We start from the raw sequence: 16,792 nt of genomic DNA on the forward strand, positions 1-16,792 counted from the left end.
AAATAGCAGGGCTTTCTTTCGTTTGCGATAAAGTGATTTTCCCAACACAAGAAACCTCAGACTGCGCGTCCCGGCAGAAATACTGAGGTTTTTTGCTATCTGCGACCCAGAAAGTGCTTCGCACTTTAGGTCGCGGCACTGGCCGTACGCGTTGAGTCCCATCCGCTCCGCCACTTATTAAGAAGCCCTCACTGGGCGTGCCCGCTGTAATACCAGGGCTTTCTTTCGTCTGCGATAAATCATTGCCACACCACAAGATGCCTTAAGAAGAGTGTCTACTAGGTAATGCTAAGTTTTTTCTGTAGATACTACCGAATGAAAAAGCCTATTTTATTGTGAGCCGACTCTTGTGAATGTATATATGTAGTTTAACTTGAGGGAGTGATATTGATAATTAATATCATTAAGCTTGAGGGTACACTGCATCTTAGAAATGAATACACTGACAACCCAATCGATTGGCACCCTATTGGTTATTGAACCCGATGAAAGGTACGGTAAGCGGCTGGTTTCGAAGCTGTTGGAAAAAGGCTATGTCACTAAATGGTGCAAGTCAGTAAAAGAGGCCGCCCAAATTTTCAGAGGTACAACGTTTGATTTATTGATGTTGTCTTCTTTAAGGTCAGAGTTAAATGGGCATATGGAGCTGAAGCAGTTTCGAAAGCAGACGGTTAGTCCGATCATTTGTGTGGCAGAGTATTATTGTCAGCGTGAATGCATTAATAGTTTTAAGCATGGTGCGGACGATTATGTCACACGCCAGCAATCGTTAAGCGAGGTGGTGTGCCGCGTGAGTGCAGTGATCCGCAGAGCCCAGCAACTCCCCATCATTGAAACCCGTTTGCAACTGGTGATTGACAGTTTAAGAATGGACAAGAGGCTGCAAGAAGTGACTTACGGCGGTCAGCTTATTTGCGCCACTCCAATACAATTTAAACTGTTATGGACGCTTGTGATTCAACAACACCAGATCCTAAGTAAACGCTACCTTTCTCAAGCCGTACTTTTAAGAGAGTTCCAGAAATACGATCGAAGTTTGGATATGCATTTAAGCCGCATTCGGAAAAAATTGGTGGAGGCTGGTATGGATACTGAGCGTCTTCAGACCATTCACGGAAAAGGCTATCGCTTCTCCTGAAAAAATGGCGAATTCCTTTCTATCTATATGTAAGTAAATTAAATCATATTAGCAGCATCAATGTTTTAAGAAATCCACATCAGTTGTAACAATTGTAAATTACGTTTACACCACCATATGGTAATAGATAATAACGCAAATCATTCACATTACTATTATGGAAAGGCAGTAAAATGTACCAAGGACGTAGCTTTAACACATCCCCGCTCACGCTTGCCATTTGTGCAGCACTTCTCAGCCAAACCGCAATTGCAGATGATCATGCAAACGCCCATGAAACGGTTGTCGTGACGGGGAATCCACTCGCCACAACCGATGTAACCATCGATACATCTCAACTTGAAGAGCGTCAGGCGAATGATTTGAACGATATTTTCCGTACCGACCCTGAAGTGACAGTAGGCGGCGGTTCTAGTGTTTCGCAAAAGATTTATGTTCGTGGCTTGGAAAACACACTTTTGAACGTCTCCATTGATGGTGCGGTTCAGTCGGGCAACATTTATCACCACCAAGGCAGCATCTCTATCGAGCCAGATATCTTGCAGCAAGTTGAGGTGATTGCGGGTGCAGGACGCGCAACTGACGGGGCGGGCGCGCTGGGTGGTGCAATTCGCTTTGAAACAAAAGATGGCGAAGAAATGCTGATGCCGGGTGAGCGTTTTGGTGGCTCTGTCAAAGCAGGCTATTACAGCAACACGGAAGGCTATAAGACCACCGTAAGCGGTTATGGCTTAATTACCGACAATGTCAGTGCGCTAGCTACCTTGTCCTATAGTGATCTGGATGACTATGAAGACGGTGATGGTGAAAAGCAAGACCATACTGGTGCAGAAAACAAAGTGGGTTACTTCAAAGTGGTCGGCAATATCACGGACTCACAGAAACTCTCTTTGAGCTATGATTCTCGTGAAGATGAAGCCTACCGTTATCACCGTCCACAATGGGTTGAGAGTAAGAAAAACAGCCCGATTAATCAGGAAATGGATCGCCAAACTCTCACAGCAAAGTATGAGTTGAACCCAGAAGACATTAGCTGGCTGAACCTCGCACTAACCGCCTACAACACAGAGATATCACTAAAGCACATTGATGGGCCGTGGGGCGACTATCTGGGGGAGGCCAAATCATTTGGTGCAGATCTTCGTAATATCACGTCACTTGGTAAGCACGCGCTCATTTACGGTGTTGAGTATCGTGACGATGAAGGTTATCTAACGAGCCCGACTTATGGTTCTGACAAAGATGAAGGCCAAGTCTTCGGCGTCTATCTTCAAGGTGATTTTTACGTTAGTGATGCTTTGCTTTTGAGTGCAGGCGGACGCTTCGATTCTTACAAGCTTGATGAGTCTGGTGGTAACAAATTTGACCATGACGGTTTCAGCCCAAATGTCAGCGTGAATTATGCAATTACCTCTAACCTCAAGGTTTATGCTGGCTACGCGCAGGCTCTACGTGGGGCGCAAGTGCGTGAAATCTTCAAACTGGATGGCACAAAGAGCGCTGAGACACGTAAGGAAGAAACCGCGGAAAATACAGAAGCTGGGGCGACCTGGGTTTCAGGCGGCCTACACCTGTCAGCCACTGCTTTCGTGACCAAAATTGATGATATTGTCGATGAAGAGAGCAAGCAACTGGCTAACGTTGGTGACTTGGAAACTAAAGGCTTCACTACGCGCGCTGCGTACTACTGGGATTCCGTGTCGACTGGCATTAGCTACAATCAATCGCGTCCAGAGTTGGATGGTAAGTCTCTGAATGATGATACCAAAGGTATTGGTACGGCAATTGGTGATACTTGGGTCGCAGATGTGAACTACCAAATCACTGAGAGCATAGTGGTGGGTTATGTCGGCCGCTACGTTGAACGCCTGACCGATGTTGCTGATGGCTACGACGAAAAAGCGGGTTATGCCGTGCATGACATCTACAGTGAGTGGACGCCGTTCGCAAACGAAGATCTGACGGTGTCTCTGGCAGTGAAAAACCTGTTTGACAAAGCCTATCGCGATCACGCGAGCTACGGTATCTACCGAAATGACGATGGCTCACAAAGCACGATCGCTGTGGGTACACGCGAACCGGGGCGAGACATTCGATTCAATGTGGCTTACGCATTCTAATGCAACTGAAGAGAGGCGAAAGCCTCTCTTTTTGATCCCGCCGAAAGTTTCGCATCTTGCCTCGTGACAATCCTTCTTTGGTCACTGTCATCGGCAATGTGCCAGCTAATATATAGCTATTACTTTGTGCGTTGAGGGGCGTATGAAAAAAGACCTTTTGATGATCCTCTTTATCTGCATGTTTCTTCTCGGTGCGTATATGGCGATAGCACAGGCCTCGCCATGGGAAGGCGTCAAAGCCCCTTATGAAGGGCAAGAGCAGTCGATTGGCAGCTACGCAAATGGCTGTTTAAGTGGCGGTGAAGCGTTGCCGCTGCAAGGCGAAGGGTTTCAGGTGATTAGGCCGTCGAGAAATCGTTACTACGGTCACCCTGATATGATTGCGTATCTTACAAAGCTCGGAGCCAAAACCAAGGCCTTTGGTTTGGATGATTTGTTGATTGCGGATATCGCGATGCCTCGCGGTGGCAATTTTTCGAGTGGGCATGCCAGTCACCAAACGGGGTTGGATGCTGATATTTGGTTGAGCTTCGCACCTGAAACACTGACCAAGACAGCTACCGAAAACCAGACGGCGGTCAGTTTGGTTGATTTGAAGAATTACAAACTTCGCCGCGAAAACTGGCTAAAGGAGCATGCCATTCTTTTCCAAGTGGCCGCATCAGAACCGGAAGTGGCACGTATTTTCGTCCATCCAGTGATTAAAGAAACCTTATGTGGGTTGAGTTGGGAAGACAGAAGTTGGCTACAAAAAGTAAGGCCATGGTGGGGACACCATTACCACATGCACGTAAGACTTAGATGCCCTGAAGGGAGCACATCCTGCGTGAACCAAAAAGCTCCTCCGTTAGGAGATGGCTGTGGGGCGGAGCTTATCAGTTGGCGGCCGAAACCCGAAGATGACAAGAAAACGGCATCGGTGACGAAAAAGAAGAAAGCGAAGATAAAACCGGCGCAGTGCACCACAGTGTTAACCCAATAAAAAAGCGCCTTTCGGCGCTTTTTTCTTTTATGCGAGCCCCTGTATTTTCACGAACTTTTCCAGTAGCTCATCATTGGTTTCCTTGTGGTCAGGATCGATGATGATGCAGTTCGTAATTGGGCATACAGACTGACAAGTCGGCTTTTCATAGTGACCTACGCATTCCGTGCATTTGTTTGGGTCAATCTCGTAGATCTCTGCGCCAAATGTAATTGCTTCATTCGGACATTCAGGATCACACATGTCACAGTTAATGCACTTCTCGGTGATCAATAGTGCCATTGATTACGCACTCACTGCTTTAGGCGCATTTGGATTACGCGTGTTTGCACCGTCTGTCAGATTGCGCATCAGCAGACCGAAGTTTAAATCCATGTCTTCTGGCACTGGAATAAAGACAAAGTGGCCGTTGCCTTTTGCATCGTCAATCACTTCGCTCTTACGGTTTTCCATGGTTTCCAACGTGAAGATCACGTTGCCTTTCGGTGTCATCACTTCCAGCGAGTCACCGACAACGAACTTGTTCTTCACTTCAACTTCAGCCAGATCACCACGGCGTTTGCCTGTGAATTCGCCGACGAATTGCTGGCTGTCAGACACAGAGTAGCCGTACTCGTAGTTTTGGTATTCGCTGTGGTTGTGACGGCGAAGGAAACCCTCGGTGTAACCGCGGTGCGCCAAGCTTTCCAGCGTGGTCATCAGGGTTTCATCAAACGGTTTACCTGCAACTGCATCGTCGATCGCTTGGCGATAAACCTGAGCAGTACGCGCACAGTAGTAGAAAGACTTGGTACGCCCTTCGATTTTTAGAGAGTGCACACCCATTTTCGTCAGACGGTCAACGTGCTGGATAGCGCGCAGGTCTTTCGAGTTCATGATGTAAGTGCCGTGCTCGTCTTCAAACGCCGCCATTTTTTCTTCTGGGCGGTGGGTTTCACTCAGCAGCACAACTTCGTCAGTCGGCTTGCCAAGGCCCAATGTGTTGTCTGGGCGTTCTTCTGCGTCTTGGATTTGAACAGAAGCAGCAGGCTGGATCTCAACGATTTGGCCTGTTTCATCTTCAGTCGCTTTCTCTGTTTTGTATTCCCAACGGCATGCGTTGGTGCAGGTACCTTGGTTAGGGTCACGCTTGTTAATGTAACCAGACAGTAGGCAACGGCCAGAGTAAGCCATGCAAAGTGCACCGTGAACGAAGATCTCGATTTCCATCTCTGGGACTTCTTTGCGAACTTCTTCGATTTCTTCCAAAGACAGCTCACGTGACAAGATCACGCGCTCAATGCCTTGCGTTTGCCAGAACTTCACCGTCGCCCAGTTCACCGCATTAGCCTGTACAGACAGGTGAATCGCCATGTGAGGGAAGGCTTCACGCACCATCATGATCAGACCTGGGTCAGACATGATCAAGGCGTCTGGCCCCATATCAACAACAGGCTTCAGGTCGCGGATGAAGGTTTTCAGCTTTGAGTTGTGTGGCTGAATGTTACATACCACGTAGAACTTTTTACCCAGCGCGTGGGCTTCATCGATACCGATTTGTAGGTTCTCGTGGTTGAATTCGTTGTTACGCACACGAAGGCTGTAACGTGGTTGACCGGCGTATACTGCGTCTGCGCCGTATGCAAATGCATAGCGCATGTTTTTTAGGCTGCCCGCAGGAGACAGAAGTTCTGGTACAAACATAGTCATTGCTTCTATTTCTGAGTGTAAGTCAGGCCGCATCCAAAAATGAGGCGGAGGTGCGGGCGATTTTACTGTGATCTTGTTAACATAGCCAGTTCCATTCTGGAAACCATTCAAAGAATTTGGTGTCTTCATCGTGTTGGTAACATTATGGGTAATTCGTGCATAATTTGACAAAATGATGATTAGAGCTCCAAAATTCGCCTGTATGTTAGTTTTAAAACTCACGCAACATTGAGCAAGAAAGAGATGTATGAAAAGAAAACCAAGACGATGAGCAAGTTGTCGAAATCGGTTCTTGGCCTGATGGGGTTGTCGTTAGTGACGGTTGCAGTCTCAATTAATGTGATGCACACCGATCCAATCCGTATCGTCCCTCTCAATATTGCGGGCTCATTGCTGCCGTCAAACGCTATGTCTGACGCGCATGACGGAGAGGTCGTTGACCTTCCTGATTACAAGTACACGATTCAGTCTGGAGACAGCCTAAGTCAAATATTTATGAAGCTTGGTATTCCTTACGGCGATTTGTTGAAGCTGATGGAAACCGATCTTAACCACCTTCGTATTGATACCTTGCAGCCTGGTGATGTGCTGCGTTTTTGGGTAGATCCGAGTGGAAAAAAACTGCTAAAACTCGAGCTCGAATTTAACATTGCGTCAAAGGTACAGTATTCACGTTTGGACGATGATACCTTTGAGTTCCAAGAAATCGATATTCCAGGGAACTGGGTGCAGTCTGTCTCTGTGGGAGATATAGAAGGTAGCTTCTCGGTTTCTGCGCGCCATGCAGGATTGAGCTACAACGACATCGACACAATCACAAACCTTCTTAAAGATAAATTGAATTTTTCGCGCGACTTGCGTGCGGGCGATAAGTTTGAAGTTATTCGCGCAGAGCAGTTTGTTGATGGGCAACCAAGTGGACAGCGTGAAATTCAGGCAATTCGTATTGAGCGTCGTGGCGGTGCTATTACTGCGTATTTACATACTGACGGTAACTACTACGATAAGAATGGCGATAGCCTGCAACGTGCTTTCCAGCGTTATCCTACCGCGCATAAAGAACGTATCAGCTCGAGGTTTAATCCGCACCGTAAGCACCCAGTGACGGGACGTATCTCTCCGCACAATGGTACGGACTTTGCGGTAAGAACGGGGACACCAGTGCTGTCGACAGGAGATGGTGTTGTGGTCATGGTGCGTAACCACCCTTATGCGGGTAAGTACGTGGTCATTGATCATGGTAATCAATATCGCACACGTTATTTGCATAACAGTAAGATCTTGGTGAAGAAAGGCCAGCGTGTCTCGCGTGGGCAGAAGATTGCACTGTCGGGCCAAAGTGGGCGAGTGACGGGCCCACACATCCACTACGAATTATTGATACGTGGTAGAGCGGTAAACCCGATGACGGCAAAAATTCCGATGGCAACCTCGGTACCGCGTGGCGAAATGACAGGTTTCCGTAAATCCGTCGCAGAATACGATAAAGAAATGTTGGCTGCGCAGTTTAAATAGCAGACAAAAAACGGAGCATTAGGCTCCGTTTTTTTATTCGCTTAAGGCTTATTCGCCTTTGTCGATACCGCCTAGTTCTTCGTAAAGGTTTGGCAAGAAGGCACCTAACTCACCACACATCAGCGAAAGGTCGGCGTCCAAACGTTGTGCCATATCTTCACGGTCGATGTCTGCGTTTTGATCGCGTAACTCTTCAGAGAACTTGATACGTTTGATCGACATGTCGTCACACAGCATGAATTCGATACGGTCTTGCCAATTCATCGCGAGTTTAGTCACCAGCTTTTCCGCTTCGATGTGTGCCAGAATCTCATCGCTAGATAGGTCTTGCTGCTTACAGCGGATAACACCACCTTGCTCAAGAATGGCCTTCAGCTCAGCTTCGTCTCCAATGGTTACACCTTTAGGAGCGTGACCAGAGCGAACCCACTCCGTCATGGCAAGCTCAACGGGCTTGTTGGTTTCAACAGGCACCACAGGCAGGCTACCGAGAGATTTACGTAGCAGTGCCAAAATGTCTTCGGCTTTCTTTGCACTGCCTGCATCAACCAGAATTAGGCCGGTTTTAGGCATAACAAGTGCGTAGGTTTGGCTGGTACGGCTGAATGCACGCGGGAGCAAATCCATCACGATATCGTCTTTGATGCTGTCTTTTTCTTTCTTCTTCAGAGGGCGACCTTGCTCGCGCTCCATGGCATCAACCTTCGCATTCAGTGAATCTTTGATCACTGAAGCGGGTAGCATTTTTTCTTCTTTACGAGCACAAACAAGAATGTTGCCATCGCTGACGTGGGTCATCATGTCGCCATGTTTGCCTAACGCCGTCGTCCAGCCGAATTTTTGCATGTCCTGACTGCCACATGGGGTAAAGCGAAACTCAGAAAGTTGCTTTTCCATATGTTCAGGGTCTAGGTCGATGTCTCGGGTAAGGCGGTAGGTAAAAATGTTCTTGAACCAAATCATGGCGAGGCGTTATCCATCAGGTAATGACAAAGGCCACATGGTATTGCATTCAGTGACGAATGTCGCCGCAATTGCGATACAATTTGGGACTCAGCACAAGAACGAGCGCACAAGCATCAATGAAAATACTCCATACGTCAGATTGGCATCTCGGACAAAACTTTTTTACCAAAAGCCGCAAACAAGAACATCAGGCTTTTCTGGATTGGCTACTCGATGAGATAGACAACAACCAGATAGATGCCGTCATCGTAGCGGGAGATATTTTCGATACAGGGTCGCCGCCAAGCTATGCCCGCGAGATGTATAACCAGTTCGTGGTGTCCATCAGCCAGCGCAATTGCTCGCTGGTGGTATTGGGAGGCAATCATGACTCGGTATCTACACTCAAAGAGTCCAAGTCCTTGCTAGCTTGTCTGCATACCTATGTGGTGGCGAACACCAGTGAAGAGCTTCAAGACCAGCTTCTTGTGCTCAATAACCGTGACGGGTCGGTAGGTGCGATTGTGTGCGCGGTACCGTTCGTTCGTCCGCGAGATGTACTGACCAGCCAAGCTGGTGAGTCGGGCACTGAAAAACGTCAGGCATTGGGAGATGCCATCAAGGCGCACTATCACGACTTGTATCAAGCCGCAGTTGAATTGCGTCAGGAAAACGGTTGGCAAGTGCCGATCATTGCGACCGGCCATTTGACCGCTCTGGGTGTTAGTCCGTCAAAGTCCGTACGTGATATCTACATTGGTACACTCGATGGTTTTGCTGCAGACGGTTTCCCTCCTGCTGATTACATCGCCCTTGGGCACATCCATCGTCCACAAATCGTCGCGAAGTCTGATCACATCCGTTACAGCGGCTCGCCAATCCCTTTGAGCTTTGATGAGCTCAAGTTCAACAAGCAAGTCGTGCTGGTGGAGTTTGACGGTGAGGCGCGAACTCGCATCGAGCCGATCAGCATTCCGAGCTTTCAGCCTATGGGTGTCCTAAAAGGGTCCTTGGAAGAGATAGATGTACAGCTTTCCCAGTATAAAGATCATGATGATCCAAAAGATGTTTGGTTGCACATCGAGGTCTCCGTTCAAGACTATCTGTCTGATTTACAACAACGGATTCAATTGATGACTGAAGGGCTCAATGTGGAAGTGTTACAGCTTCAGCGCACCCGTGGGCCAAAAGCTCAAGCACTGACGCAAGAGGCCAAAGAGACCTTGTCTGAATTGACGCCTAATGATGTATTCCAAAAGCGCCTTGCTTTAGAAGTCTTCGATGGTGAAGCCGAAGAGGCGCGTCGCGATCGCATTCAAACCCAGTTCGCCAACATTGTTGCCGAAGTGGAACAGGTGGAGGTGGGCGAATGAAAATTCTGAGCCTTCGCTTTAAAAACCTGAACTCGCTAAAAGGCGAGTGGAAGATTGATTTCACCCAAACGCCGTTTTGTGACAATGGCCTTTTTGCGATTACCGGTGCTACCGGAGCGGGTAAAACCACGCTGCTAGATGCGATTTGTTTGGCCTTATATCACCAAACGCCACGCCTGGGGCTTATCTCGACATCTAGCAATGAAATCATGACGCGCGGCACGGCGGAATGTTCTGCCGAAGTTGAGTTTGAGGTTAAAGGTCACCCGTATCGAGCATTCTGGAGCATGCGCCGTTCTCGAGGAAAAGCGGACGGTAACTTGCAACAGGCAGATGTGGAGCTGGTGGATGCCAAGACAGACAAAGTGCTTGCTACTCAAGTGAAGCAAAAAAATGAGTTAGTCGAGCGCATTACCGGTCTCGATTTCTCGCGTTTCACCAAATCTATGATGCTTTCACAAGGTGAGTTCGCCGCATTCTTGAATGCAAAAGAAAACGAACGCGCAGAGTTGCTAGAAGAGCTGACAGGGACAGAAATTTACGGCCGCATTTCGGAAAAAGTGCATGAGCATTTTGCTGCCGCAAAGCTGGCATTAAGCCAAAAAGAAGCCGAAGCTAAAGGTGTAAAGCTTCTCAGTGCCGAAGAGTTGGCTGAGCTTGAAAGTGCACTGACTGACGTCGATGCCTCGCTTAAGAGCGAGCGAGAAAAGCAAGCTGAGTTAGCCGCGCATTTGGCGTGGTGGAAGGATCATGAGAAAAGTCACCAAGAGAAAACACAAGCCCAAGCGCAACAAGTAGACGCCGAAACCAAATGGCAAGACGCCAAGCCACGTTTGGATAAATTAGAGCACAGTGAGCCCGCGGAAAAACTACGACTACCTTATGAGCGTTGGCAAACCGCGCTGAAAAGCGTGGACTCGGCGAGCCAGGTTTTGGCAACAAAACAAGATGCGTTGAAAGTAACGTCAGAGAAAAGTGCTCAAGCAGACGAAACCTTGTTAAAAACCTCTGACGCGCTGGCACTTGTAAAAGCGCAGCAGCGTGAGCTTGAAACACTTGTTAGCGAGCACGTGTTACCGCTGGATACTGACATCAAACACCAATCGCAACGTCATCAAGAGTTGAGTTTGCAACGCGCAGGGCTTAGCAATAAACAGGGTGAACTGACAGCATCACAAGCCAAGATTGCTGAGCAACTCGACGCGAAAAATCGCGAATTCGAAAGCGTCACTACCTTTTTGTCTCAGCACCAATCTGCTGGCCAGCTTAAGCAGTTTCTAGGCCAATGGGCACAGATGGGACAGCAACTCGCGCAAGAGCAAAACGCCATTTCCGCGTTGCAAAAACAAGAGAGTGAGCTTACTTCATCGCTTCACGTTGACAGTGAAAAGGCGGTCGCTGCAGATAAAGAGAAACAAGCGGCGTTCACACAAAGTGAAAACGCTAAACAGGCTTGGGAAGTGCAGCAACAAGCGTTTGCTAACGCCACTGAGAATGGCGGTATAGAGTCGCTGGATAAGCAGCGAGAGCTGTTAAATGCGCAGCTTTCGGCGCACATGCAATTGGGGCAATGGCAACAGCAGTGGCTGGAGCTCGAAAAAGACAGTGCAGAGAAACGCCATGTATTGGCGGAGCAAACAGCGCAATCTAAAACGTTAGAGCAAGATGTCACGGCACTTCGTCAGCAATATAAAGACAAGAAACAACTGATTGATGCGCTGTCCAAACTTGTTAGTCAGGAAGAGCATTTGGCGCAATACCGCGCGGCACTTCAGCCGCACGAAGCTTGTCCGCTTTGTGGCTCAACAGAGCATCCTGCATTATCAGGTGAGGCAGTGAATGTTTCTGACACCTTGCAGCAAAAAGCCGAGGCAGAAACGGCATTAAAAGAGCTGGAAAACATCGGTAAAGAAACCGGTATGAAGCTCGAAGCAGGCAAGCGTTATATCGAGGAACTCGACAAACACTTGGTCCGTAGTCAGCAACAGCATAAGACATTAAGTGATAACTGGGCTAACACGGCATCTTCCGTCAATCTGCGCATCAAAATTGATCAGCAAGACGCTTTCGCTGCTTTCAGCGATGAACAGCGACAAGCACGTGATGCGTTGACCCAAATGTTGGCATCATTGAAGGCGCAAGATAAAGCACTGCAACAATCGAAACAGCAATGGGATGACGCTGCGCGGTTATTGGCGTCAGCCGAACAGGCATTGTCTTTGTTGTCACTCTCTATCGAGAGCAAACAGCGTGAAGTGCAAAAGCTCACTGCAGAGAAAAGCCAGAAACAAGACTACCTTGAAACACTACAAAGTGTACTAAGTCAGCAAATCTCTGAAAGCGGTTATACACCGCCGGAAAACAGCGCGCTAAGCACTTGGTTGGAAGCAAGAAAGCAAGATGCTGACACATGGGAGCAAAACAACCTTCGAAAAGAAACCTTAGCCAAAGAGGTCGCACTTCAGGAGGTTGAGCTTGCCAATAGCGTGAAAGAGATGACCGCATTGGCCGAGCAGCAAAGTGCCCTGCAATCTGATATCGAAGCCTTGTCAGCGACGCTTGAGTTGGCCAAAGCCAAGCGCGCAGACTTGTTCGGCGATAAGTCGATTGATGAAGAAAAGCGTCGCGTTACAGGACAGACAGAACAGGCAGAAGGGTCTAACAAGGCCGCGCAATCAGTGGCTCAACAATGTCAGGGTGACTTGCGCGCTATTCAGGCAGAAGTGACCAGCCAGACCCAAGCTCTGGAGAGTTTGACAGCGGAGCTCAATACCCAATCAGCGCAGTGGGAAGAAAGTCTTTCTGCTTCGCCTTTTGGTGCACTTGACGCATTCCAGTCTGCCTTGTTGCCAGAAGATGAAAAGCAGCAATTGATGGCGGAAAAACGCGGTCTAGAAAACGCGCTGGAAGGCGCGAAGGTGTTGCTTGAAAAAGCGAAGCAACATGTTAACGATGTACTTGCTCATGAACGTGCCACTGAGTGGCAGACAGTTGCTCTGGAAGCGGTGTCATTGGATGCTGAAGCCCACGCTGAACACCTTCATCAGTTGGTAAAACGCAGTGGTGAGTTGACCCATGCTTTGACATCGGACAAACAACGTCGCGAGGATCAGCAGGCATTGTTTGCGGAAATAGAACGACTGCGTACAGCGTATGACGACATACACTACTTGCACTCTCTCATCGGTTCGCAAAAAGGTGATAAGTTCAGGAAGTTCGCACAGGGCCTGACGCTGGATAATTTGGTGTACCTTGCGAATAAACAACTCGATCGTATCCATGGTCGCTACCAACTTAATCGCAAGCAAGGTGAAGGCTTAGAACTGAGTGTGCTTGACACCTGGCAAGGCGACATTGAGCGTGATACCAAAACCCTGTCAGGTGGCGAAAGTTTCCTTGTGAGCTTAGCATTGGCACTGGCTTTGTCTGATCTTGTCAGCCATAAAACCAGTATCGACTCCCTCTTTCTTGATGAAGGCTTTGGTACCTTGGACAGTGAAACACTGGACGTGGCACTGGATGCGCTTGATAACCTAAACGCGTCAGGAAAAATGATCGGCGTGATCAGTCACATTGAGGCAATGAAAGAGCGAATTCCAACGCAACTGAAAGTATCGAAGAAAACCGGACTTGGGATCAGTGAATTGGAACGCGTTTATCGCATTGATCAGGCATGACTTTAAAAATTTTAGTGGTCAGAGGTGACCAATTAGCGTCAGACGAAAAGTGACATTGTGGCCGTCATTTTGTGTTTAGATTAAATGCAGATAGCTTCCCTCTAAGGCGCATGTAGGCGTTGATAGAGGATTGGGACCAGTGTTTGAAAAAGGGTGAATATCCTTGTCAATGATTGATCTCTAACTGTCTGGATTAAAAGGCAACAGTGGCCATGGGAATTCGCAAACCTCGCGAAAGGTCACAAAAATGTCATAATAGAATCACATAATGACGAACTAGAAATAATAAGTTAACTGGGTATGGAAAAATGGTAAGACGGATTCTAGTTGTTGAAGACGAAGCACCTATTCGCGAAATGCTGTGCTTTGTGCTGGAACAAAAAGGCTATCAGGCCGTAGAAGCAGAAGACTATGACAGTGCACTGGAGATGATCTGCGAGCCTTACCCTGAATTGATCCTCATGGATTGGATGCTGCCTGGCGGCTCTGGGATCAATTTGATTAAACACCTAAAGCGTGACGAACTAACCCGTCAGATCCCAGTAGTTATGCTGACGGCGCGTGGTGAGGAAGAGGATAAAGTTCGCGGACTAGAAGTCGGCGCAGATGATTACATCACTAAACCTTTTTCACCAAAAGAGTTGATGGCTCGACTGAAAGCCGTGATGCGTCGAGTATCACCAACGTCATTGGATGATGTCATTGATGTGCAAGGCTTAAAATTGGATCCGGTATCTCACCGTGTGACGGCGAATGAAAAGCCACTCGAGATGGGACCGACCGAGTTTAAGATGTTGCACTTTTTTATGACCCATCAAGAGCGCGTTTATAGCCGTGAGCAACTTCTGAATAACGTTTGGGGAACCAACGTTTATGTTGAAGATCGCACCGTAGACGTGCATATTCGTCGCTTGAGAAAAGCGCTGGAAGCGGACGGTCATGATAAGCTGGTTCAAACTGTTCGTGGAGCGGGCTATCGCTTCTCTACGCGCTCGTAATTAGACGAATTCCTATTCATGTTGTCATTCGATGGCCACCGAATGACATGATGGAGACATAGATGGTCGAAAGACTCACTTGGAAGAAGCTGGCTTTAGAGCTGGCTTTTTTTTATCTGCCTTGGTTTCTCATAGGTTGGTTCTTTGGTGGACTACCATGGTTGCTGCTGCTTGCCACTGTCCTCGTTTTACTTTGGAACTTTTACCATCAGCTAAAACTGTCTGATTGGTTGTGGAAAGAGCGCAGTCTCACGCCGCCCTCTGGTTCCGGTAGCTGGACGCCGCTATTTAATGGCATTTATCGCCTCCAAAAGCGTAACCGTCGCCGCCGTAAAGAGCTGGCTAACCTTATTCGCCGTTTTAGAAACGGTGCGGAATCTTTGCCTGATGCCGTGGTGGTGTTTGAACACGATGGCTCCATTGTGTGGTGTAACAAGCTGGCGCAGGACTTATTGGGTTTCCGCATGCCAGACGATGCAGGCCAGTACATTGGCAACCTGATTCGTACGCCGGAATTTATCGAATACCTGAGCCGTGCTGAACTGGGTGAGGCCTTCGAGATGCGCTCAACGCTGCACGCTTCGAAAACCCTTGAGTTTCGAACCATGCCTTACGCCGAAGGTGAATACCTGATGGTGGTGCGTGACATCAGCCAACTTAAACAGCTTGAAGGCATGCGCCGTAACTTTTTTGCCAACGTTTCGCATGAACTGCGTACGCCAATGACGGTGCTTCGCGGCTACCTTGAGATGGCAGAAGACCCCGACATGCTGGTGGGGCCAATGTGGGATAAAGCCCACGGCGTGATGACTGAGCAGCTAACGCGTATGGAAAGCTTGGTTGAGCAGTTACTGACGTTGTCAAAAATCGAAGCGAGCGTAAAGATCGCGCTTGATCAGAAAGTTGACGTACCTGCCATGCTGGATGTGTTAGAGAAAGAAGCGCAAACCCTTAGCGGCAATCTCGCCCACGAGTTTGAGTTCGAAATTGACCATTCTTTGCGTGTATTGGGCGATGAAGATCAGCTTCGTAGTGCCATTTCAAACTTGGTATATAACGCGGTAAAACATACACCGCCGAGCGCAAAAATTAGGGTTCGCTGGTTCCGCACAGCCAAAGGCCCAAGGCTTGAGGTTATCGACAGTGGCGAAGGCATCGCACCTCAACATATCGATAGGCTGACAGAGCGTTTCTACCGTGTCGATAAGGCGCGCTCAAGAGAAACTGGGGGCAGTGGTTTAGGCTTGGCAATTGTGAAGCACGCGCTTAATCACCATGAGTCCGAGCTTGAAATTAAGAGTAAGGTCGGAGAGGGTAGTATGTTCTCCTTTACGCTTCCGGAGCGACTGGCATGCTAAAACGGGTCATTGCCCTTGTAGCGATTCTCACCATGGGATCATCGGCGAATGCTGATGATCACCTTCCGCTATATCACCGCGTTGACAATATTTCTGGCAATCTTTCTTCGGTCGGTTCTGACACGCTGGCCAACCTCGTGACGCAATGGGGCGTATTGTTCAAGAAACTCTACCCTAGCGTGAATGTACAGATTCAGACATCGGGCTCTTCGACGGCAGTTCCCGCACTGATTGAGGCGACAACGCAATTTGGTACCATGAGCCGGAAAATGCGTGCGCGTGAAATCGAGATGTTTGAGCGTAAGTACGGCTATCCTCCCACCGCTATCAGGGTGGCTATTGATGCGATGGCGATTTTTGTCCATCAAGATAACCCGATTGAAGGTGTTAGCCTGACACAAGTGGATGCGTTGTTCTCAGAAACGCTTCGTTGTGGTTCTAACGAACGATTGGAGAAATGGGGACAACTAGGCTTGGAAGGCAGTTGGGCCAAGCGCAATGTGCAATTGTTTGGACGAAACTCCGTGTCGGGCACCTACGGTTTCTTCAAAGATGAGGCGTTGTGTGATGGTGACTTCCGCCCTGATGTGAATGAGCAACCAGGGTCTGCATCTGTCGTTCAGTCGGTCAGTTCTTCTCTGAACGCGATTGGTTATGCAGGTGTCGGTTATCGCACAGCGGGTGCACGTATGTTGCCGTTAGATGTTGACGGTAAGTATGTCTATGCGACGGTGGACAGCGTTATCTCTGGTGTGTATCCGTTATCTCGATACCTCTATGTATATGTCAACAAAGTGCCGAACAAGCCACTTGCGCCCATGGAGGCGGAGTTCATTAAGTTGATATTGTCTCGCCAAGGGCAGGCGTTGGTGAGTGCTGAGGGTTTTGTTCCTTTACCTAAAAGCGTGATTGAAGAGCAGTTACGGTTAGTCGGGTTATAAGGTGACTAAGCTCAGAGAAAAAGACCGATGTTTCCATCGGTCTTTTTTTATTCCTC

Annotated in this window: 12 protein-coding genes; 9 read left to right on the top strand and 3 right to left on the bottom strand. The window is 48.4% G+C overall.

Annotated features, from left to right (window positions below):
* The first annotated feature begins 433 nt into the window (after nt 1-433).
* From LRP49_RS24485 to mepA, 3 genes are all read left to right on the top strand, one after another.
* Nucleotides 434-1,138, top strand: a complete 705-nt coding sequence (locus LRP49_RS24485; protein WP_274146223.1) for a response regulator transcription factor — start codon at nt 434-436, stop codon at nt 1,136-1,138.
* A gap of 173 nt (nt 1,139-1,311) precedes the next feature.
* Nucleotides 1,312-3,258: a TonB-dependent receptor domain-containing protein gene (locus LRP49_RS24490; protein ID WP_274146225.1), complete on the top strand. Its 1,947-nt coding sequence runs from the start codon at nt 1,312-1,314 to the stop codon at nt 3,256-3,258.
* A 142-nt stretch (nt 3,259-3,400) separates the two neighbouring features.
* Nucleotides 3,401-4,240, top strand: a complete 840-nt coding sequence (mepA, locus tag LRP49_RS24495) for a penicillin-insensitive murein endopeptidase (protein WP_274146227.1) — start codon at nt 3,401-3,403, stop codon at nt 4,238-4,240.
* A 27-nt stretch (nt 4,241-4,267) separates the two neighbouring features.
* On the opposite strand, the gene LRP49_RS24500 is transcribed toward mepA, so the two are convergent.
* Nucleotides 4,268-4,522 (bottom strand): YfhL family 4Fe-4S dicluster ferredoxin, encoded by a 255-nt coding sequence (locus LRP49_RS24500; RefSeq protein WP_274146228.1) that lies wholly within the window; start codon nt 4,520-4,522, stop codon nt 4,268-4,270.
* 3 nt (nt 4,523-4,525) lie between these two features.
* Nucleotides 4,526-5,923, bottom strand: coding sequence for a prephenate-dependent tRNA uridine(34) hydroxylase TrhP (trhP, locus tag LRP49_RS24505; RefSeq protein ID WP_274146242.1), 1,398 nt, complete (start codon nt 5,921-5,923; stop codon nt 4,526-4,528).
* Between the two features lie 249 nt (nt 5,924-6,172).
* Here trhP and LRP49_RS24510 point away from each other — a divergent pair, with 249 nt between their 5' ends.
* Nucleotides 6,173-7,444: a peptidoglycan DD-metalloendopeptidase family protein gene (locus LRP49_RS24510; RefSeq protein ID WP_274146230.1), complete on the top strand. Its 1,272-nt coding sequence runs from the start codon at nt 6,173-6,175 to the stop codon at nt 7,442-7,444.
* Between the two features lie 48 nt (nt 7,445-7,492).
* Here LRP49_RS24510 and rdgC read toward each other — a convergent pair whose 3' ends face one another.
* Nucleotides 7,493-8,404 carry a recombination-associated protein RdgC gene (gene rdgC, locus LRP49_RS24515; protein WP_274146244.1) on the bottom strand — a complete coding sequence of 304 codons (912 nt, stop codon included), beginning with the start codon at nt 8,402-8,404 and terminating at the stop codon, nt 7,493-7,495.
* A gap of 122 nt (nt 8,405-8,526) precedes the next feature.
* On the opposite strand from rdgC, the gene sbcD reads away from it, so the two are divergent.
* From sbcD to LRP49_RS24540, 5 genes are all read left to right on the top strand, one after another.
* Nucleotides 8,527-9,762, top strand: coding sequence for an exonuclease subunit SbcD (sbcD, locus tag LRP49_RS24520; RefSeq protein WP_274146232.1), 1,236 nt, complete (start codon nt 8,527-8,529; stop codon nt 9,760-9,762).
* Nucleotides 9,759-13,439: an AAA family ATPase gene (locus LRP49_RS24525; RefSeq protein WP_274146234.1), complete on the top strand. Its 3,681-nt coding sequence runs from the start codon at nt 9,759-9,761 to the stop codon at nt 13,437-13,439. Before sbcD ends, LRP49_RS24525 begins: the two co-directional genes overlap by 4 nt.
* Nucleotides 13,440-13,747: 308 nt before the next feature.
* Nucleotides 13,748-14,437, top strand: a complete 690-nt coding sequence (phoB, locus tag LRP49_RS24530) for a phosphate regulon transcriptional regulator PhoB (RefSeq protein WP_274146236.1) — start codon at nt 13,748-13,750, stop codon at nt 14,435-14,437.
* A 62-nt stretch (nt 14,438-14,499) separates the two neighbouring features.
* Complete coding sequence (gene phoR, locus LRP49_RS24535; protein WP_274146238.1) at nt 14,500-15,795, top strand: phosphate regulon sensor histidine kinase PhoR; 1,296 nt, start codon at nt 14,500-14,502, stop codon at nt 15,793-15,795.
* Complete coding sequence (locus LRP49_RS24540) at nt 15,789-16,736, top strand: PstS family phosphate ABC transporter substrate-binding protein (RefSeq protein WP_274146240.1); 948 nt, start codon at nt 15,789-15,791, stop codon at nt 16,734-16,736. Before phoR ends, LRP49_RS24540 begins: the two co-directional genes overlap by 7 nt.
* Nucleotides 16,737-16,792: the final 56 nt, after the last annotated feature.

Origin of the sequence: Enterovibrio qingdaonensis (assembly GCF_028683135.1) — a bacterium.
Taxonomy (GTDB): domain Bacteria; phylum Pseudomonadota; class Gammaproteobacteria; order Enterobacterales; family Vibrionaceae; genus Enterovibrio; species Enterovibrio qingdaonensis.